General features: G+C 67.2%; 20 protein-coding genes. 8 read left to right on the top strand and 12 right to left on the bottom strand.

Going from position 1 to position 18,542, the window contains the following annotated elements; all coding sequences use genetic code 11:
* Window positions 1-38: 38 nt before the first annotated feature.
* A complete protein-coding gene (locus OM960_RS11385) occupies window positions 39-257 on the bottom strand; it encodes a hypothetical protein (protein WP_264772032.1) in 219 nt (72 codons plus the stop codon).
* 218 nt (window positions 258-475) lie between these two features.
* Between OM960_RS11385 and OM960_RS11380 the strand changes: the two genes are divergently transcribed.
* Entirely contained in the window at window positions 476-1,699 is a 1,224-nt protein-coding gene (locus OM960_RS11380) for a bifunctional alpha/beta hydrolase/OsmC family protein (protein WP_264772031.1), read from the top strand.
* A gap of 19 nt (window positions 1,700-1,718) precedes the next feature.
* Here the strand turns inward: OM960_RS11380 and OM960_RS11375 are convergent, their stop codons facing one another.
* Entirely contained in the window at window positions 1,719-2,135 is a 417-nt protein-coding gene (locus tag OM960_RS11375; RefSeq protein ID WP_263336459.1) for a DUF6314 family protein, read from the bottom strand.
* A gap of 431 nt (window positions 2,136-2,566) precedes the next feature.
* Between OM960_RS11375 and purB the strand changes: the two genes are divergently transcribed.
* From purB to OM960_RS11355, 4 genes are all read left to right on the top strand, one after another.
* Entirely contained in the window at window positions 2,567-3,871 is a 1,305-nt protein-coding gene (purB, locus tag OM960_RS11370; protein WP_264772030.1) for an adenylosuccinate lyase, read from the top strand.
* A gap of 102 nt (window positions 3,872-3,973) precedes the next feature.
* Window positions 3,974-4,141, top strand: a complete 168-nt coding sequence (locus OM960_RS11365; RefSeq protein WP_263336464.1) for an adenylosuccinate lyase — start codon at window positions 3,974-3,976, stop codon at window positions 4,139-4,141.
* A gap of 75 nt (window positions 4,142-4,216) precedes the next feature.
* On the top strand, window positions 4,217-5,296 hold the full coding sequence (locus tag OM960_RS11360; RefSeq protein WP_264772029.1) for a flagellar motor switch protein FliG: 1,080 nt from the start codon (window positions 4,217-4,219) through the stop codon (window positions 5,294-5,296).
* A gap of 239 nt (window positions 5,297-5,535) precedes the next feature.
* Window positions 5,536-6,411 (top strand): lysophospholipid acyltransferase family protein, encoded by an 876-nt coding sequence (locus tag OM960_RS11355; protein ID WP_263336465.1) that lies wholly within the window; start codon window positions 5,536-5,538, stop codon window positions 6,409-6,411.
* 24 nt (window positions 6,412-6,435) lie between these two features.
* Here the strand turns inward: OM960_RS11355 and OM960_RS11350 are convergent, their stop codons facing one another.
* The gene (locus tag OM960_RS11350) at window positions 6,436-7,143 is read right to left on the bottom strand and encodes a DUF1223 domain-containing protein (RefSeq protein ID WP_264772028.1); all 708 of its coding nucleotides are present in this window, start codon (window positions 7,141-7,143) and stop codon (window positions 6,436-6,438) included.
* Window positions 7,144-7,366: 223 nt separating this feature from the next.
* Here OM960_RS11350 and acnA point away from each other — a divergent pair, with 223 nt between their 5' ends.
* Complete coding sequence (gene acnA / locus OM960_RS11345) at window positions 7,367-10,057, top strand: aconitate hydratase AcnA (protein WP_264772027.1); 2,691 nt, start codon at window positions 7,367-7,369, stop codon at window positions 10,055-10,057.
* Window positions 10,058-10,235: 178 nt separating this feature from the next.
* Window positions 10,236-10,541, top strand: a complete 306-nt coding sequence (locus OM960_RS11340) for an antibiotic biosynthesis monooxygenase family protein (protein ID WP_264772026.1) — start codon at window positions 10,236-10,238, stop codon at window positions 10,539-10,541.
* Between the two features lie 8 nt (window positions 10,542-10,549).
* Here the strand turns inward: OM960_RS11340 and OM960_RS11335 are convergent, their stop codons facing one another.
* From OM960_RS11335 to yajC, 9 genes are all read right to left on the bottom strand, one after another.
* The gene (locus OM960_RS11335; protein ID WP_263336473.1) at window positions 10,550-11,089 is read right to left on the bottom strand and encodes a DsbE family thiol:disulfide interchange protein; all 540 of its coding nucleotides are present in this window, start codon (window positions 11,087-11,089) and stop codon (window positions 10,550-10,552) included.
* On the bottom strand, window positions 11,082-11,237 hold the full coding sequence (gene ccmD, locus OM960_RS11330) for a heme exporter protein CcmD (RefSeq protein WP_263336475.1): 156 nt from the start codon (window positions 11,235-11,237) through the stop codon (window positions 11,082-11,084). Before ccmD ends, OM960_RS11335 begins: the two co-directional genes overlap by 8 nt.
* Window positions 11,237-11,965, bottom strand: a complete 729-nt coding sequence (locus tag OM960_RS11325) for a heme ABC transporter permease (protein WP_263336477.1) — start codon at window positions 11,963-11,965, stop codon at window positions 11,237-11,239. Before OM960_RS11325 ends, ccmD begins: the two co-directional genes overlap by 1 nt.
* Before the next feature lie 56 nt (window positions 11,966-12,021).
* Window positions 12,022-12,678, bottom strand: coding sequence for a heme exporter protein CcmB (gene ccmB, locus OM960_RS11320; RefSeq protein WP_263336480.1), 657 nt, complete (start codon window positions 12,676-12,678; stop codon window positions 12,022-12,024).
* Window positions 12,679-12,757: 79 nt separating this feature from the next.
* Window positions 12,758-13,384: a heme ABC exporter ATP-binding protein CcmA gene (ccmA, locus tag OM960_RS11315; protein WP_263336586.1), complete on the bottom strand. Its 627-nt coding sequence runs from the start codon at window positions 13,382-13,384 to the stop codon at window positions 12,758-12,760.
* Between the two features lie 40 nt (window positions 13,385-13,424).
* The gene (locus OM960_RS11310; protein ID WP_263336588.1) at window positions 13,425-13,781 is read right to left on the bottom strand and encodes an Mth938-like domain-containing protein; all 357 of its coding nucleotides are present in this window, start codon (window positions 13,779-13,781) and stop codon (window positions 13,425-13,427) included.
* Entirely contained in the window at window positions 13,781-14,755 is a 975-nt protein-coding gene (secF, locus tag OM960_RS11305; RefSeq protein ID WP_264772025.1) for a protein translocase subunit SecF, read from the bottom strand. Before secF ends, OM960_RS11310 begins: the two co-directional genes overlap by 1 nt.
* Window positions 14,756-14,766: 11 nt before the next feature.
* Entirely contained in the window at window positions 14,767-16,437 is a 1,671-nt protein-coding gene (gene secD, locus OM960_RS11300; protein ID WP_264772024.1) for a protein translocase subunit SecD, read from the bottom strand.
* Window positions 16,438-16,473: 36 nt separating this feature from the next.
* Window positions 16,474-16,803 carry a preprotein translocase subunit YajC gene (gene yajC / locus OM960_RS11295; protein WP_263336488.1) on the bottom strand — a complete coding sequence of 110 codons (330 nt, stop codon included), beginning with the start codon at window positions 16,801-16,803 and terminating at the stop codon, window positions 16,474-16,476.
* A gap of 443 nt (window positions 16,804-17,246) precedes the next feature.
* On the opposite strand from yajC, the gene serS reads away from it, so the two are divergent.
* The gene (serS, locus tag OM960_RS11290; protein WP_264772023.1) at window positions 17,247-18,536 is read left to right on the top strand and encodes a serine--tRNA ligase; all 1,290 of its coding nucleotides are present in this window, start codon (window positions 17,247-17,249) and stop codon (window positions 18,534-18,536) included.
* Window positions 18,537-18,542: the final 6 nt, after the last annotated feature.

Here is an 18,542-nt window from a genome sequence, read left to right as displayed (position 1 = left end):
CCCGATTTTTCGCCGAAAATCGCTGCCCGGCCGAACGCTCAGTCTTCCGGCCAGTTCGAGCGCCGGACATTGCCGTGCCAGTCCTCGGAGATCCCGCCGACCGCGGGGTCTCCGCTGCCGCGCCGGTCCGAATCGCCTTCGGAAAGCAGAAGCACGAACACCCCGAGGGCGGCGAGGACGATCACGCCCACGATAGGGTCGGTCCTCTTGCGCCGATCGATGATATGGTGCCGCGCGCCATGTATCGTGCTCTTCATGGGTTGCCTCCTTTCGCTTCGTCTTGCCAGGAAAGTAGGCACTCCCAAACCATAATAAAAACGAATGTAATTGATTTTAAAGATCACGATAAGTGATGATTTTCTCCAACCGCACCCGCTGACGTTCCCTCACCTGTCCGTGACATGCCGCCGCCAACCCTTGCCGCGCCGGACCCGCGCCCCCAGTCTTGACCGGATCGCGGAGAGAGGACACGACCATGGCAACCGAACGGATCACCTTTCCCGGCCATTCCGGCACGGACCTGTCGGCCCGGCTCGACCTGCCAGAGGGGTCGCATCTCGCGACCGCGCTCTTTGCGCATTGCTTCACCTGCGGCAAGGACGTCGTCGCCGCCCGCCGCATCGCCGGGGCGCTCGCGGCAAGGGGGATCGCCACCTTGCGCTTCGATTTCACCGGGCTCGGCCAGTCCGAGGGCGATTTCGCGGCGACGGGCTTTCTCTCGAACGCCGCCGATCTGAAGGCCGCCGCCGACTACCTCGCCGCCCGCGGCATGGCGCCCGCGCTCCTCATCGGCCATTCGCTCGGCGGCGCCGCGGTCCTGAAGGCGGCGGGCGGGATCGGCAGCGCCCGCGCCATCGTCACCATCGGCGCGCCCTACGATCCGGGTCACGTCACCCACAATTTCGCCGGCGCCCTCGACCGGATCGAAGCGGAGGGCGCAGCCGAGGTCGATCTCGGCGGCCGCCCGATCCGCATCGGCCGCGACTTCGTGCGCGAGGTGAGGGCCGAAGAGCTTTCCGCCCCCATCGCCAACCTCCGGCGCGCGCTCCTCGTGCTGCACGCACCGCGCGACGCGATCGTCGGCATCGAGAACGCGGCCGAGATCTTCAAGGCAGCCAAGCACCCCAAGAGCTTCGTCACCCTCGACGATGCCGACCACCTGATAAGCCGCACGGAAGATGCCGACTACGCCGCCGAAGTGATCGCCGCGTGGGCTGCGCGCTATCTCGACCTTAAGGCCCCCGAGCCGCCAAAGGGCGCGCCCGAAGGGATCGTGCGCGTATCTGAGGCCGATCCCGAGGGCTTCCTGCAGAACGTCAATCACGGGCCGCGCCACCACACGCTCGCCGACGAGCCCGAAAACTATGGCGGCACCGACCGGGGCATGACGCCCTACGGGTTCCTTGCTGCCGGGCTCGGTGCCTGTACCTCGATGACGATCCGCATGTATGCACGGCGCAAGAAGTGGCCGCTCGCCCATGTCCGGGTCGATGTCAGCCACGACAAGGTCCATGCCGAGGACTGCGCCGATTGCGAGAAGGGTGCCCGGATCGACCGCTTCCTTCGCGCGATCACGCTCGAGGGCGATCTGGACGAGGATCAGCGTGCAAAGCTTCTGGAGATCGCCGACAAATGCCCGGTGCACCGGACGCTCGAACACAACTCCCGGATCGAGACCCGGCTGGTCCCGGTCGAATAGATTCGCAATCTACGACGTTTCAGGCCCGCGAATAGCGGCTGATCATCGTGTAGTCCTTGCGCGGTCCCATCACCACCCAGACCGCCCGCCAGTCCGGCCAGTCACAGAAGTCGTAATGCACCCGGTAGTCGTCCGGCGAGCAGAGATGATGCGCCTCGGGAAAGGCCGGATCGAAGGCATGGAACGGCTTGCCGTCGCCATGATCGACAGCGATCCGCTCGCCATCGGTGCGCCAGAGATAATCCCGAATGGCCGTCATCGACGGCCCCGGCCCGAGCCGAAGTTCGCCCTCCTCGTGATAGGCAAGGCCGATCTCGACCGGGCGGAAGAATGCCCGCCCCTCGAACCGCCCCTCGGCGTGGCCAAGCCGATCCTGGATCACACGGCCGACCTGCCATTCTCCTGTGAAATCAGTTAGTTTTGGAATGAAGCTCATTTCTCTCAATACTCCCTTACCGTTAACCACCCGCCGCTACTAGTAATCTGCGGCCGGCCGCTCACTGTCGGCCGCTTCAGCATGCGACAGTTCCACGATTTCGAGGGCATACAGGCCTAACAAGTCCGGTCGTTCCCGACCGACCTGCAACCCTCTCTCCATGCCGCACCGGCGCTGGACATCGTGCCACGGTCTTCGCGGAACGATCGACTTGCGCCATCCAACAGGTGCGGGCTTTGCTCGGTTGGCGCTTCCGAAAGTCCGACGGGGGATAACATTGGCCGCTCCCGTACCACGGCCGCGACCGCAAGAACCGCGAGCCATGCATTCCGAAAGGAGCAAACGCAGCATCACCCGCGCCCCTTCTTGCCACCCGAGCCCTACCAGTCTAGGACAACCGCGCCCGTCTCACAAAGAAAAAGGCCACCCGGATGATCCCTCGCTATGCCCGCCCCGAAATGGTCGCCATCTGGTCGCCCGAAACCAAGTTCCGGATCTGGTACGAGATCGAGGCGCATGCCTGCGACGCGCAGGCGGCTCTGGGCGTGATCCCGAAGGCCAATGCCGAGGCGGTCTGGCGCGCCAAGGACGTCGAGTTCGACGTCGCCCGCATCGACGAGATCGAGGCCGTCACCAAGCACGACGTCATCGCCTTCCTCACCCATCTCGCCGAGCATATCGGGTCCGAGGACGCCCGCTTCGTCCACCAGGGCATGACCTCGTCAGACGTCCTCGACACCACGCTCAACATCCAGCTCGTCCGCGCCGCCGACATCCTTCTGGCCGACATGGACAAGGTGCTCGCCGCGCTCAAGAAACGCGCTTTCGAGCACAAGGACACCGTCCGCATTGGCCGCTCCCACGGCATCCATGCCGAGCCCACGACGATGGGCCTCACCTTCGCGCGCTTCTACGCCGAGATGGACCGCAACAAGAACCGGCTCGAAAAGGCCCGCTGGGAGGTTGCCACCGGCGCCATCTCCGGCGCCGTGGGCACCTTCGCCAATATCGACCCCGCGGTCGAGGAGCATGTCTGCGAGAAGCTCGGCCTCCGCCCCGAGCCGATCTCGACGCAGGTGATCCCGCGCGACCGCCACGCCATGTTCTTCGCCACCCTCGGCGTCATCGCGTCCAGCATCGAGAACATCGCCACCGAGATCCGCCACATGCAGCGCACCGAGGTGCTGGAGGCCGAGGAGTTCTTCTCCCCCGGCCAGAAGGGCTCCTCGGCGATGCCGCACAAGCGCAACCCCGTGCTGACCGAGAACCTCACCGGCCTCGCCCGCCTCGTCCGCATGGCGGTGATCCCGGCGATGGAGAACGTGGCCCTCTGGCACGAGCGCGACATCTCGCATTCCTCGGTCGAGCGCGGCATCGCGCCGGACGCGACGGTCACGCTCGACTTCGCGCTGAACCGGCTTGCCGGCGTGGTCGAGAAGCTCGTCGTCTACCCCGAGAACATGCTCGCCAACATGAACAAGTTCAAAGGCCTGGTGATGAGCCAGCGCGTGCTCCTCGCGCTGACGCAAGCGGGCGTGAGCCGCGAGGACGCCTACCGCCTCGTGCAAAGGAACGCGATGAAGGTCTGGGAGATGGGCGCCGACTTCAAGGAGGAGCTTCTCGCCGACGCCGAGGTGACCGCCGCCCTCTCGCCCGCCGAGATCGAGGAGAAGTTCGACCTCGGCTATCACACCAAGCACGTCGACACGATCTTCGCCCGGGTGTTCGGGGACTGACGCCGCCTCACGATCCCGTGAGATCGGGCCCGGGGCGGATGTTTGATTTGCCCCGACCCCGACGCGGCTGGCACAATCGGCCCCGACAGGATGGAGGATGCCATGCTACTCAAAGCCATCGTCACGGCGACCGCACTCGCCGCGTCCCTCACCCCGGCTCTCGCCGGCTCCGGCGGATGCGGCCACAGCGACCGCCAGGCGCAGGTCAGCTGCGCCGACGGCAAGACCTGGGACGCCGCCACCCAGAGCTGCATCACGGTCGGAAGCTGACTTCCCGAAAGCGGTAAGCCCCCGTTAACGGCTTTCTGCGACCCTTGCCCCGAACCCGGTCCGGAAGGCAAGGCCATGACAGCACTCGCGAATCTGCCGCTGCGGAACGGCCGTCCGGCGACGGGCGCGCCGTCTGCCCCGCTCGCGCCCCCCGTGCTCGCGATGAGTGGGCGCCAGAAGGCCGCGATCATCGTGCGGCTCCTTCTCAGCGAAGGCGGCGACGTGCCGATCCGCGGCCTTCCGGACCACCTGCAGGCCGCGCTGACCGAACAGATCGGCTCCATGCGCAGCGTCGACCGCGCGACGCTCAGGGCCGTGGTGGAGGAGTTCATCACGCTCCTCGATTCGGTCGGCCTCAGTTTCCCCGGCGGCATCGACGGCGCGCTCCAGATGCTCGACGGCCACATCTCGGCCACAGCGGCGAGCCGCCTCCGCCGCCTCGCCGGCGCCTCGGCCAAGGCCGATCCCTGGGACCGGATCGCGGCGCTCGATCCCGAGAAGCTCATGCTGGTGCTGACCGAGGAAAGCGTCGAGGTCGGCGCGGTGATGCTGTCGAAACTCGCCGTGCCCCGGGCCGCCGAACTCCTCGGCAAGCTGCCCGGCGACCGGGCACGGCGCATCGCCTACGCGGTCAGCCGGACCGGCAACATCGACCCCGAGACGGTGCGCCAGATCGGCCTTTCGCTCGTTTCCCAGCTCGAGGCGCAGCCGGTCTGCGCCTTCGAGACCGGTCCGCACGAGCGCGTCGGCGCGATCCTCAACCTCTCGCCCGCCGCGACCCGGGATGACGTGCTCGAAGGCTTGACGGCCGCGGATTCGGACTTCGCCGCACAGGTGCGGCGGTCGATCTTCACCTTCGCCGACATCCCCGCCCGGATCGAGGCGCGCGACATTTCGAAGGTGATCCGGGGCGTTGACCAGACGACACTGGTCGCGGCGCTCGCCGGCGCGAAGACGCCCGACGACGCCGCGGCGGCCGAGTTCATCCTCGCGAACATGTCCCAGCGCATGGCGGCCTCGCTGCGCGAGGAAATGGCCGAACGCGGAGCGATCCGCGAAAAGGATGCGGAAGGCGCCATGACCGCGATCGTCGTCGCGATCCGCGACCTTGAAGTGTCGGGCGCTTTAGCGCTCAGGATCGTGGACGATGCCTGAAGTCGATGAGAAGGCAGCCAGTGACGCCTGAGCACACCGCCGCCCGACGCGGCCACCTCTCATGCCCGACGCGCGGCAGCGCCGCCGAGCGGGGCCTCGACGGCCCCCGAGGCGGCCCTTTGCGAACCCCTCGCGTTCGGTTCCGGACGATGACGCGCTTGTGGTCGCGGACGCCGGCGGCTATGTCTGACGCGGGAAACGCGGGCCATGCCGACGCCGCGCGTAGCGATCAAAGACGAATGACGGCAGCGCCCGATTCCACCCCGAGCCGCAGCGACCGGCTGATCGACGCGGCCTTCCGCGCGCTTCTCGCCGTCGCGCGGGCGCTGCCCTACCGGATACGGATCCCGGTTGCGGGCTGGATCGTCTCGCGGATCGCGGCGCCGATCGCCGGCTGGACCGAGCGCATCCGGGAAAACCTCGCCCATGTCTGTCCGGACCTTCCCCCGGCCGAAGTCGCGCGGCTGGTCCGGGCGGTGCCCGACAATGTCGGCCGGTCGATGATCGAGATGTATTCGGGCCAGGAATTCGCCGATCGCCAGCGCGACGTGCCGCTTCTGGGTGAGGGCGTCGAGGCCCTTGCGGAAGCGAAGCGTACCGGCCGGCCCGTCATTCTCGTCACCGGCCACTTCGGCAACTACAACGCGGCCCGTGCCGCCCTCGTCGCCCACGGATACCAGTTCGGCGGGCTCTACCGGCCGATGAAGAACCCGCTCTTCAACGCGCATTACGTCGACGCGATGCAGCGGATCAGCTCGCCCCTGTTTCCGCGCGGCAAGCAGGGCATGGGCGCGATGCTGCGCTTCATCAAGTCCGGCGGCATGCTGGGAATCCTGCTCGACCAGCACATGGGGCACGGAGCGCCGCTTCGCTTCTTCGGCCGCACGGCGCATACCGCCACGTCGGCCGCCGATCTCGCTTTGAAATACGATGCGGCCATGATCCCGGTCTACGGCATCCGCAAGCCCGACGGGCTCGGTTTCGACGTGGTCGTCGAGGCGCCGATCCCGCCCTCCGATCCGATGACGATGACGCAGGCGGCAAACGACAGCCTTGAGTTGCTCACGCGTCAGCACATGGACCAGTGGTTCTGGATCCACCGCCGCTGGAAGTGAGGTCCTAATAGCGAACCGCGACCGCTAGCGCAGTTGCCGCGCCGCGAGGACCGGACCGGGGCCGGGCTCCTGGATGATCACCACGACCGCCTCGTCGCCCGGCGCCGCGAGATCGAGCGTGAGCGCCTGCGCGCCGTCCCAATCCGCGACCTTCTTCCAGTCGGTGACGATGTTGGCATAGTCGATCGTCCGGCCGGCATTTTCACCGTGGCTGATCTCGACCCGCTGCGAGGGCGTGTAGCGCACGAGTTGCACGAAGGCGCCGTGAGAAAGCGGCGCCCGCGCTTCGGCGCGAACCCGCACTTTGCCGCCCGTCCGTGCAAGGTCGAGCGAGACCGGGGACGGCTGGACCCGAAACCGTCGAATCAGATCCTCGAGTTGGGCCGGGCGTACCCCGATCAAATGATCTCGGCCGGCGACGATCATCTGCGGCGTGTAGACGGTGCCCACTCCCGCGACGCGGGCATAGGCGCGCTGGCGGGCGGAGTACCGCGGGCTGGCGAAATGGTCCTTCCAGCCAATGTAGTCCCAGTAATCGACATGAAGCGCGAGCGCGATGACGTCGTCGCGCGCGGACAGCCCGGCGAGGATCGCGTCGGCCGGCGGACAGGAGGAACAGCCCTGGGACGTGTAGAGTTCGACGAGAACCGGCTCCGTGTCCTTCTCCTCGGCGATGGCCGCCCCCATCACCCCGAGCCAACAACCGAGCGCGGCGCCGATAATCCTGCGCATGTTTCCAGTTCCGTATCCCCTGATCCTTCCTTCCTAGACAAAGGCCGGGCAGAAGGCCAATCAAGGTTTTGCGAGAGTTCGCGAGGACCGCTCGAGCCCTCTTGCGGCTCTTTGTGCACAATGGTATACAATGCGCCGTATCGCACTTGATCGGCCCGTTACGTTGCGGCACAACGCAAGCCGAGAGACCCGAGCGACACCCTCAACGAGAAGGGAGATCCCGATGCCCATCGTCACCGGCAAGGACACCGCCAAGACGCGCAAGACACTTTCCGCCGGCGGCACGTCCGTCGCCTATTACTCGATCCCGGCGGCAGAGGCCGCGGGACTCGGCGAGTTCTCCAAGCTGCCCGCGGCGCTGAAGGTGGTGCTGGAGAACATGCTGCGCTTCGAGGATGGCGGCCGCACGGTGTCGGTCGATGACATCAAGGCGTTCTCCGACTGGGGCAAGCAGGGCGGCCAGAACCCGCGCGAGATCGCCTACCGCCCGGCGCGCGTGCTCATGCAGGACTTCACCGGCGTCCCCGCGGTCGTCGATCTTGCGGCGATGCGCGACGGGATCAAGGCGCTCGGCGGCGACGCGCAGAAGATTAACCCCCTGAACCCGGTGGACCTCGTAATCGACCATTCGGTGATGATCGACGAGTTCGGCAATCCCCGCGCCTTCCAGCGCAATGTCGATCTGGAATACGAGCGCAACATGGAGCGCTACGTCTTCCTGAAATGGGGCCAGAACGCGTTCCAGAACTTCCGCGTCGTGCCGCCCGGCACCGGCATCTGCCATCAAGTGAACCTCGAATACCTCGCCCAGACGGTCTGGACCGATACCGACCAGAACGGTGACACGGTCGCCTACCCCGACACGTTGGTCGGCACCGACTCGCACACCACGATGGTCAACGGCCTCGCCGTTCTCGGCTGGGGCGTCGGCGGGATCGAGGCCGAGGCGGCGATGCTCGGCCAGCCGGTCTCGATGCTGATCCCCGAGGTCGTCGGCTTCAAGCTCACGGGCGAGATGGTCGAGGGCACGACCGCGACCGACCTCGTCCTCAAGGTCGTCCAGATGCTTCGGAAGCACGGCGTCGTCGGCAAGTTCGTCGAGTTCTACGGGCCGGGCCTCGATCACCTGCCGCTCGCCGACCGCGCGACGATCGCCAACATGGCGCCGGAATACGGCGCGACCTGCGGCTTCTTCCCGATCGACGCCGAGACTCTGCGCTACCTGCGGCAAACGGGGCGCGACGAGGACCGCATCGCGCTCGTCGAGGCCTATGCCAAGGAGAACGGCTTCTGGCGCGGCGCGGATTACGACCCGATCTACACCTCGACGCTGGAACTCGACATGTCCACGATCGTCCCGGCGATCTCGGGCCCGAAGCGGCCGCAGGACTACCTCGCCCTGACCGACGCAAAGTCGGCCTTCGCCAGGGAGATGGAGGCGACGTTCAAGCGCCCGATGGGCAAGGACGTGGAGGTGAAGGGCGAGGATTACACCATGTCCTCGGGCAAGGTCGTGATCGCCTCGATCACCTCCTGCACCAACACCTCGAACCCCTACGTGCTGATCGGCGCGGGGCTCGTGGCGCGCAAGGCGCGCGAGCTTGGGTTGAACCGCAAGCCCTGGGTCAAGACCTCGCTCGCGCCCGGCTCGCAGGTCGTCAGCGAATACCTTGAGGCCGCCGGCCTGCAGGACGATCTCGACGCCATCGGCTTCAACCTCGTGGGCTACGGCTGCACCACCTGCATCGGCAACTCCGGTCCCTTGCAGCCCGAGATTTCGGCCGCCATCGCCGAGGGCGACCTCGTCGCGACCGCGGTCCTCTCGGGCAACCGCAACTTCGAGGGCCGGATCAGCCCCGACGTCCGCGCCAACTACCTCGCCTCGCCGCCGCTGGTCGTCGCCTATGCGCTCGCGGGCGACATGAACATCGACCTCGCGACGGAGCCCCTCGGCACCGGCAAGGACGGCAAGCCGGTCTATCTCAAGGACATCTGGCCGACCAACAAGGAGATCGCCGATCTCGTCCACGCGACCGTCACCCGCGAGGCGTTCCAGAAGAAATACGCCGACGTGTTCAAGGGCGATGCCAAGTGGCAGGGCGTCAAGGTCACGGAATCGGAGACCTATGACTGGCCGCCGACCTCGACCTACATCCAGAACCCGCCCTACTTCCAGGGCATGGCCAAGGAGAAGGGCGCGATCCACGACATCGAGGGCGCCCGCATCCTGGCGCTGCTCGGTGACATGATCACGACCGACCACATCTCGCCCGCAGGCTCCTTTAAGCCGACGACGCCCGCCGGCCAGTACCTGACCGAGCGGCAGGTGGCACCGAAGGACTTCAACTCCTACGGCTCGCGCCGGGGCAACCACGAAGTCATGATGCGCGGCACCTTCGCCAATATCCGCATCAAGAACGAGATGCTGGACGGGGTCGAGGGCGGCTACACGCTCGGGCCCGACGGCAAGCAGACCTCGATCTACGACGCCTCGATGGAATACCAGGCGGCGGGCACGCCCCTCATCGTCATCGGCGGTATCGAATACGGCGCGGGCTCCAGCCGCGACTGGGCGGCGAAGGGCACCAACCTTCTCGGCGTCAAGGCGGTCATCGCCGAGAGTTTCGAGCGCATCCACCGCTCCAACCTCGTGGGCATGGGGGTGATCCCGTTCGAATTCACTGGCGGCGACAACCGCAAGACCCTCGGCCTCAAGGGCGACGAGGTGATCTCGATCCAGGGCCTTGCCGGCGATCTGAAGCCGCTCGCGCTCGTGCCCTGCACGATCCGCTACGCGGACGGCAGCGAGAAGGTGATCAAGATCAAGTGCCGGATCGATACCGAGGTCGAGATCGAATACGTCGAGAACGGCGGCGTGCTGCACTATGTGCTGAGGAATCTCGCCCGCGCCTGACCTTGGTCTCAAAGGGCCTGGTGAAGGGCTCCGCTCCGGCGGAGCCCTCTTTGATTCCAAGGGCAGCATGGGGCATCGCCGTTTGGATAGGTCTTCAGAACGATGGCCTCGATCGGTCGAGGCCGCCGGGTCGGGCGCGATTGTGCTATCCTTTCCCCAGTGAAAAGGGAGGCGAACCATGATCATCCGCATATTTCGCGCGACCATCCACGAGGGCAAGGAGGCGGAGTTCCGCGAGTTCTTTCTCCACACCGCACTGCCCCTGGTGAAAAGCCAGCCCGGCCTCGTCTCGGCCACGCCCGGCCTGCCGCGGCCGGAATGCCCGCGCGAGTTCTGCATGGTGATGGTCTGGAAGGACGTGGAGTCGCTGAAGGCCTTCGCCGGCGAGGACTGGCAGCACCCGCATATCCATCCCGACGAGGCCGAACTGGTCGCCGACCGGGCGCTCCACCATTACGATCTCGCGCAGCTGATCACGACCTGATTGGCCGCCTATTTGGCCGCGGCCTTCTCCATCGCCGGGCGGATGTCGGATGCGAGCACCCGCTCGGTGATCGGGCCGGCGAAGCGCAGGATGACCTTGCCCTCGCCGTCGATCACGAAGGTCTCGGGCACGCCGTAGAGGCCCCAGTCGATCCCCATGCGGCCGCTCTCGTCCGCGCCGGTGGCCGCGAACGGGTTGCCGAGATCGGCGAGGAACTTCAGCGCCGCCTGCGGCCTATCCTTGTAGTTGACGCCGTAGATCGTCACGCCCTCTCCGGCGAGCTTCGTGAGGTTGGGATGCTCGGCCCGGCATGGGGCGCACCAGCTTGCCCAGAAGTTCACGAGCTTGACCTTGCCGTCCCTGAGATCGGCGTCGGAAAAGACCGGCAGGTCGGCGAGCGGCGTCACTACGACGGCAGGCGCATCGCGGCCTTCGAGCGTTGACGGCAGCGCGTCGGGATCCTCGCGCTGCATGCCGAGAACGAACATCAGCGCGAGCCCGGCGAAGATCGCCGGCGGCAGCGCCATTAGCGGCGAGATCCTAGCCATTGCGTCCCATCCTCTTTTCCTGTGCCTCGAGCCGCCGGCGCATCTCGGCACCCTTCCTAAGCGACAGCCAGACGAGGCCCAGGATCAGGAGGATCGTCACGCCGTAGGCGCCGAGCACGGTGCCCGCGTATTTGCCTAGGTCCACCATCACGCCATCCTTTCCCGCGCCTCGAGCGCCCTGAGTCGGCGGGCGCGGATCTCGGTCCGGGTGCGGATCAGGACGAGGGTGACGAAGAGAAGGACGAAACCCGCCATCGAGACCCAGAGGGGCCAGGCATAGGTATCGGCGACATGTTCCTCGGCGTCGAGGGAGAGGGAGGCGCCCTGGTGGAGGCCCTGGTTCCAGAAGAGGACGGCATAGCGCGACAGGAGCGCGAAGACCGAGCCGACGAGGCAGAGAACCGAGGTGAGGTCGGCCGCGGTGTCGGGGTCCTCGACCGCCTCCCAGAGCGCGATGTAGCCGAGATAGAAGAGGAAGAGGATCAGGAACGAGGTCAGCCGCGGATCCCAGGCCCACCAGGTGCCCCACATCGGCTGGCCCCAGATCGCCCCGGTGAAGAGTGCGATCAGCGTCATCGTGACGCCGATCGGCGCAGCCGCCTTGGCGGCGAGGACCGAGACATGGTGGCGGCGGACGAGCCAGATCATCGAGGTGACGAGCATCATCGCCCAGGCATTGATCGCCATCATCGCCGAGGGGACGTGGATATAGATGATCTTGACGGTCGCGCCCTGGCGGTAGTCGTCGGGCGTGAAGAAGAAGCCCCAAACGAGGCCGGTGACGAGCGTCACGACCGCGAGCCCCGTCACCCAGGGCAGCGCCCAGGCCGAGGTCTGCATGAACTTCTTCGGGTTGGCGTATTCCCAGATCGACATGGCGTCCTGACTAGCGGTTCCGGCCGCGGTGCTCAACATCCATAGCACGGGCCTCCCTAGCGCAGATTGACGCGGATTGCCGCAGCCGCGGCGAAAGGCAGGATCGCGAGCGCGCCCAGGGTGATGCCCCCCTGCATCAGGAGCGGCGTGAAGGTGGCGAGCCCCTCGCCCCCGCGCCGCGCCGCCTCGGCCCCGAAGATCAGCGTCGGGATGTAGAGCGGCAGGACGAGGAGCGACAGCAGAAGTCCGCCGCGCTTCAGCCCCACGGTGAGCGCCGCGCCGAAGGTGCCGATGATGGAGAGGGCCGGCGTGCCGGCCGCGAGCGAGAGCGTGAGCCAGGCAAACCCTGGACCCGGCAGATGGAGAAGCACGCCGAGGACCGGGGCGGCGAGCGTGAGCGGCAGCCCGGTCGTCAGCCAGTGCGCGAGCGCCTTCACCGCGACCACGCCTTCGAGCGGGATCGGCGCCGTGGCGAGGAGGTCGAGCGAGCCGTCCTCGCGGTCGAGCGCGAAGATCCGGTCGAGCGAGAGGAGGCAGGCGAGGAGCGCGCCGACCCAGAGGATGCCGGGCGCGATGCGCGACAGCGTGCCGCCCTCGGGGCCGACACCGAACGGGACGAGCACGGTGACGATGAGGAAGAAGGCGAGCGAGAGCCCGAAGCCGCCGCCGGCGCGGGTGGCAAGGCGCAGGTCGCGGAGGAGGAGCGCTAGCATGGGCAGGTCTCTCCCCGGTGGCGGGCGCCGGGGGCCCTGCCCCCGGACCCCCGGGGTATTTCGGCAATGAAGAAGCAGATCATGCGAAGGCCTCGTCGAAGCCGCCGCCCTGTCCCGGCGCGGGAAGTGTCGCGCGGAAGGGTGTGAGGTCGAGGATCCGCGCCTCTTCGAGGCCGAGGTCGATATGGGTGGCCATGAGCGCGGCGCCCCCGGACGCGAGATGGGCGCGGATCGCGGCGGCGAAGAGGGCGACCGAGGCGGTGTCGAGCGAGACCGTCGGCTCGTCGAGGAGCCAGAGCCGGCGGCCGGTGACGAGAAGCCGCGCGAGGCCGAGGCGGCGCTTCTGGCCGGCCGAGAGGTTCTGCGCCGGGCGTTCGGCGAGACCCTCGAGGTCCATCGCGTGAAGGGCAGGCGCGATGTCGCCCTGGCCATAGATCCGGGCCCAGAAGGTCAGGTTCTCGGCCACGCTGAGTGTTGCCTTAAGCCCGTCGGCATGGCCGGCGTAGGCGGCGCCTTCGGGCGGCAGTTCGGCCCTTCCCGCCACCGGCGGCTGCAGCCCGGCGATGCTGCGCAGGAGCGTCGTCTTGCCGATGCCGTTCGGGCCGCGCAGCACCAGCGCCTCGCCCGGGTCGAGCACGAAGCCCACCCGTTCGAGGATCGCGATACCGCCGCGCGAGACGGCGAGGTCGTGGACCGAGAGCATCATGGTCAAGGGGTTAGCCGATCCGGGCGGGAAGGCAAAGCGCCTAATCGACCGGCAGGAGCGCCGCGGCGATCCGCCGCCCCTCCGACAGGAGCACGTTGTAGGTCCGCGCCGCCGCGTCGCTGGCCATCGGCTCGACCCCGATCCCGACCGCGTCGAGCTTGTCGCGCAAGGCGGCCGGCGGATGGGCGATCGTGCGGCCGGTGCCGACCAGGAGGACGTCGATCTCTCCGGCGAGCGCCAGGAGCGGGCCGGCGTCATCATAGCCGCCCCAGGCCTGCGCCCCGCGCGCGGTGACGAGCACCGCTCCGTGGATGACCTCGCCGCCGACGCGGAAGAAGCCCGGCCCGTAGCCGTCGACCGGCCGGGCGCCGTTGAACGGGATCTCGTTCAGCCGGATCATTTCCCGGCCGCGAACTGGGTCCCGGCCGGCCCGTCCTCCTTCTTGCCCCAGTCGCGTTTCACACCGAGGATCAGGACGACGTTCTTGGCGACGTAGACCGAGGAGTAGGTGCCAACGATCACGCCCCAGGTCATCGCGAAGACGAAGCCGCGGATCACGTCGCCGCCGAAGACGAGAAGCGCGGTCAGTGCCATGAGCGTCGTGCCCGAGGTCATCACCGTTCGGCTCAGGGTCTCGTTGACCGAGAGGTTGCAGAGATCGCGGAGCGGCGTCGTCTTGTACTTGATGAGGTTCTCCCGTAGCCGGTCGAAGACCACGACGGTGTCGTTGATCGAATAGCCGAGGATGGTCAGGAGGGCCGCGATGATCGTCAGGTCGAACTTGAGCTGGAAGAGCGAGAAGATCCCGATCGTGAGGCCGATGTCGTGGACGAGCGCCACCACCGCGCCGACCGCGAACTGCCATTCGAAGCGGAGCCAGATGTAGAAGCAGATCGCGGCGACCCCGGCGAGGACCGAGAGCACCGCGGTCCAGATCAACTCGCCCGAGACCTTGGGGCCGACCGATTCCACCGACGGGAAGGTGATCGAGGGATCGACGCCCTTCAGCGCCGTCTCGACCTTGCCGATGATCTCGGGCGTGATCGCCTCGTCGCCTTCCTGTGCCTGGATGCGCACCATCGCGACATGCTGGTCTTCGCGGAAGGTCGGGTCGTAGACTTGGGAGATCAGCACGTCGCCGAGGCCGAGGGGCTGCACCGCCGCGCGGTAGGCGCCGACATCGACGGGCGAGGTCGACTCGGTGCGGATCGTGGTGCCGCCCTTGAAGTCGATGCCGAAGTTGAGCCCCATGATGACGCTCAGGATGATCGAAGCGATCACCAGCAGGACGGAGCCGCCGAAGGTGACGGAGGCCCAGCGGAAGAAGTCGATGTTGGTGGTTTCGGGGACGAGCTTGAGACGGAATGCCATGATGATGTCCCTCAGACCGTGATCGTCTTCGGCCGTTTCCGGTCGAACCAGGTGGTGACGAAGAGCCGTGTCACGTAGATCGCGGTGAAGACCGAGGTGACGAGGCCGATGACGAGCGTGACCGCGAAGCCCTTCACCGGGCCGGAGCCGAGGAAAAAGAGGATCAGCGCGGTGATGAAGGTGGTGATGTTGGCGTCGACGATGGCCGACATGGCCTTTTCATAGCCGAGCTCGATCGCCCGCGCCGGGCCCTTGGCGGTCTTCATCTCCTCGCGGATGCGCTCGAAGATCAGCACGTTGGCGTCGACCGCCATGCCGACCGTCAGCACGATGCCGGCGATGCCGGGCAGCGTCAGCGTGGCGCCGATCATCGACAGGATGCCGAACATCATCGAGATGTTGAGCGCGAGCGCGACGGTGGCGAACACGCCGAAGAGCCCGTAGCTCGCGATCATGAAGGCGACGACCGCCACGGTGCCGACGATCGCGGCGACGCGGCCCGCGTCGATCGAATCCTGGCCGAGTTCCGGCCCGATCGTGCGTTCCTCGAGGAAGGTCATCTTCGCCGGCAGCGCGCCCGCACGCAGCAGCACCGCGAGGTTGGTGGAGCTTTCCACCGTGAACGAGCCGGTGATGATCCCCGATCCGCCCGGGATGTGCTGGTTGATGCGCGGCGCCGAGATCACCTCGTTGTCGAGCACGATGGCGAAGAGCTGGCCGACATTGGTGGCGGTGTAATCGCCGAACTTGCGCGCGCCGGACGGGTTGAAGCGGAACCCGACGGCCGGGCGGCCGTTCTGGTCGAACTCGGGGCGCGCGTCGACGAGATCCTCGCCGGTCACGACCGGCACCTCGTCGAGCGTGTAGAAGACGCCCTGCTCGTCCTCGTCGATCGACGGCACGATCATCGTGTCCGGCTTGGCGATCGCGTTGCCGTCGGTGCCGCGGCCGACGACCGGGTGGAAGGTGAGCTGCGCGGTGGTGCCGATCCATGCCTTGAGCTCGGCGGCCGAGCCCACGCCCGGCACCTGGATCAGGATCCGGTCGGTGCCCTGGCGCTGGATCGTCGGTTCGCGGGTGCCCGCGCCGTCGATCCGCCGGCGGATGATCTCCAGCGACTGCTGCATGGTCCGGTCATCGGTCGCGGCACGCTCGGCCTCCGAGAGCCGGACGATGAGCTGGTTGCCCTCGGCGGTGATGTCGAGATCCTTCTGGCCGACGCCGGTCAGGCTGACGACGTTGGAGGCAAGGCCGTTCGCGACCTCGACCGCCTTCGCCATCGCCTCGGGCTTCTCGATCTGGATACGCAGCTCCGAGGGATCCGAGGGCGCGCGGCGGATGCCGCCGATCTCGCCCCGCGCGTCCGCGAGCGCCTTGCGCATCTCGGGCCAGAGCCCGTCCATCCGTGCCTTGTAAACATCGGCGACCTGGACCTCGGCCAGAAGATGCGCGCCGCCCCTCAGGTCGAGGCCGAGATTGACCACGTTCGAGGGCAGGAAATCGGGCCAGAGCGCCCGGTCAGCCTCCTGCTCCGGCGTCTCGAAACCGGCTTTCTCGGCCGCGGTGACGGCGTCGTTGTGCCGCTCGGCGCGGGTGTAGAAGGCGTTGGGCAGCGCCGTCAGCAGCCCGAGAGCGCAGAGCCCCAGGATGATGATCCGCTTCCAAAGGGGAAATTGCAGCATGATCGGGGATCCGGTCTCGGTTCTGGTCTGTCGGGATTACTTCGTCGCCGCAGGTTCGGTCTTCGACAGGACCTGGGTCACGGTGGCGCGGACGACGCGCACCTTCACGCCCTCGGCGATCTCGACTTCGAGTTCGCCGTCCTCCTTGACCTTGGCCACCTTGCCGATGATCCCGCCCTGGGTGACGATCTGGTCCCCGCGCCGCAGCGCTTCGACCATCGCCTTGTGTTCCTTCAGCTTCTTCTGCTGCGGACGGATCAGCAGGAAGTACATGATCGCGAAGATCAGGATCAGCGGCAGGAACTGCGCGAGACCGGCAGCGCCACCGCCACCGGCGGCCTGCGCATAGGCGGGAGTGATGATCATGGAAAGGCGTCCTCTCGGTCGGTGGGCGCTAGCGGCCCGGATTTTTTGTCGCGGGGAACCTATAGGCGGGAAAGGGGCTTTGCAAGGAGCAGCCCCGTCGCCGCGCCGGTTCAGGCAAGCCGCGGGCGGCGCGAGGTTGCGCCAACCCCCGCCTAATGGGCGCCAACCCTATGGCCGCGACCGGTACGCCGCCCCCTCGGGTTCGCCGCCGGCGACGGGAACGGCACGACGTAACCGGGGCGGCCAACCGAACGCCGCCAATGCCATCGAACAAGTGAGTTTAGAAATTTATCTTTATATTCCATAATTTATATACCGATCCTCATGCGTTTACTCAAATACCCCGCCGATGGCGCCACGGAGGTCCGGGCGTACAGATTCCCGGTTCCCCTTCCCGCCCGGATCGGGCATATCTGGCCCGAACGACCCCGAAGAGGCCCATCATGCACGACATCCGCGCGATCCGAGAGAACCCCGATGCCTTCGACGCCGCCCTCGGGCGCCGGGGTCTGTTCGGGCTCAGCGCAGATATCCTTGGTGTCGACGAGGCGCGCCGCGCGAAGATCCTCGCGGCCGAGACCGCGCAGGCCGCGCAGAACGCCGCCTCCAAGGAGGTCGGTGCTGCCAAGGCCAAGGGCGACGAGGCGGAGTTCGAGCGGCTGCGCGCCCTCGTCGCCGAGAAGAAGGCCGAGGTGGCGCGGCTGAACGAGGAGGCCGAGGTCGAGGACTCGCGCCTGCGCAATCTCCTGATGACGATCCCGAACCTGCCGCTTGCGGACGTGCCCGAGGGCGCGGACGAGAACGACAACGTCGAGGTCCGCCGCTGGGGCACCCCGCGCGAATTCGACTTCAAGCCGGTCGAACATTTCGAAATCGCGGGCGTGAAGCCCGGCATGGATTTCGAGACCGCCGCGAAGCTTTCGGGCGCCCGCTTCGTCCTCCTGCGCGGCGGCGTCGCCCGCATCCACCGGGCGCTGGCGCAGTTCATGCTCGACCTGCACACAAGCGAACACGGGCTGACGGAGACGATGACCCCCGTGCTGGTCAGGGACGACGCGATGTACGGCACCAACCAGCTGCCGAAATTCGCCGAGGACAGCTACCAGACCACCAACGGCTGGTGGCTCATTCCGACCTCGGAAGTGACGCTCACCAATACCGTCGCGGGCGACATCCTCGACGAGGCGGCGCTGCCGATCCGCATGACCGCCCATACCCAGTGCTTCCGCTCCGAGGCCGGTTCGGCGGGCAAGGACACCTCGGGCATGCTCCGTCAGCATCAGTTCGAGAAGGTCGAGATGGTGTCGATCACCACGCCCGACACCTCGCTCGCAGAGCATGAGCGGATGACGAAATGCGCCGAGGCCGTTCTGGAGCGGCTGGGGCTCCCCTACCGCACCGTGGTCCTCTGCACCGGCGACATGGGCTTCGGCGCGCGCAAGACCCACGATCTCGAAGTCTGGCTGCCGGGGCAGAACAAGTACCGCGAGATCAGCTCGGTCTCGGTCTGCGGCGACTTCCAGGCGCGGCGGATGAACGCGCGCTTCCGGCCTGCCGGCGGCAAGCCCGATTTCGTCCACACGCTGAACGGCTCCGGCCTCGCCGTCGGGCGCTGCCTGATCGCGGTTCTCGAGAACGGCCAGCAGGCCGACGGCTCGGTCGTGCTGCCCGAGGCGCTGCATCCCTGGCTCGGCGGCAAGACCCGGCTCACGGCCGAGGGTACGCTGGTCTGAGCCCCG

Source organism: Defluviimonas salinarum, assembly GCF_026013545.1.
Lineage (GTDB): Bacteria > Pseudomonadota > Alphaproteobacteria > Rhodobacterales > Rhodobacteraceae > Albidovulum > Albidovulum salinarum.
This window is presented reverse-complemented; position numbering and strand designations above follow the sequence as displayed.

Coding starts and splice junctions, on each gene's coding strand:
- OM960_RS11385 (WP_264772032.1), bottom strand. CDS start 257: ATGAAGAGCACGATACATGGCGCGCGGCACCATATCATCGATCGGCGC.
- OM960_RS11380 (WP_264772031.1), top strand. CDS start 476: ATGGCAACCGAACGGATCACCTTTCCCGGCCATTCCGGCACGGACCTG.
- OM960_RS11375 (WP_263336459.1), bottom strand. CDS start 2,135: ATGAGCTTCATTCCAAAACTAACTGATTTCACAGGAGAATGGCAGGTC.
- purB (WP_264772030.1), top strand. CDS start 2,567: ATGATCCCTCGCTATGCCCGCCCCGAAATGGTCGCCATCTGGTCGCCC.
- OM960_RS11365 (WP_263336464.1), top strand. CDS start 3,974: ATGCTACTCAAAGCCATCGTCACGGCGACCGCACTCGCCGCGTCCCTC.
- OM960_RS11360 (WP_264772029.1), top strand. CDS start 4,217: ATGACAGCACTCGCGAATCTGCCGCTGCGGAACGGCCGTCCGGCGACG.
- OM960_RS11355 (WP_263336465.1), top strand. CDS start 5,536: ATGACGGCAGCGCCCGATTCCACCCCGAGCCGCAGCGACCGGCTGATC.
- OM960_RS11350 (WP_264772028.1), bottom strand. CDS start 7,143: ATGCGCAGGATTATCGGCGCCGCGCTCGGTTGTTGGCTCGGGGTGATG.
- acnA (WP_264772027.1), top strand. CDS start 7,367: ATGCCCATCGTCACCGGCAAGGACACCGCCAAGACGCGCAAGACACTT.
- OM960_RS11340 (WP_264772026.1), top strand. CDS start 10,236: ATGATCATCCGCATATTTCGCGCGACCATCCACGAGGGCAAGGAGGCG.
- OM960_RS11335 (WP_263336473.1), bottom strand. CDS start 11,089: ATGGCTAGGATCTCGCCGCTAATGGCGCTGCCGCCGGCGATCTTCGCC.
- ccmD (WP_263336475.1), bottom strand. CDS start 11,237: ATGGTGGACCTAGGCAAATACGCGGGCACCGTGCTCGGCGCCTACGGC.
- OM960_RS11325 (WP_263336477.1), bottom strand. CDS start 11,965: ATGTCGATCTGGGAATACGCCAACCCGAAGAAGTTCATGCAGACCTCG.
- ccmB (WP_263336480.1), bottom strand. CDS start 12,678: ATGCTAGCGCTCCTCCTCCGCGACCTGCGCCTTGCCACCCGCGCCGGC.
- ccmA (WP_263336586.1), bottom strand. CDS start 13,384: ATGATGCTCTCGGTCCACGACCTCGCCGTCTCGCGCGGCGGTATCGCG.
- secF (WP_264772025.1), bottom strand. CDS start 14,755: ATGGCATTCCGTCTCAAGCTCGTCCCCGAAACCACCAACATCGACTTC.
- secD (WP_264772024.1), bottom strand. CDS start 16,437: ATGCTGCAATTTCCCCTTTGGAAGCGGATCATCATCCTGGGGCTCTGC.
- yajC (WP_263336488.1), bottom strand. CDS start 16,803: ATGATCATCACTCCCGCCTATGCGCAGGCCGCCGGTGGCGGTGGCGCT.
- serS (WP_264772023.1), top strand. CDS start 17,247: ATGCACGACATCCGCGCGATCCGAGAGAACCCCGATGCCTTCGACGCC.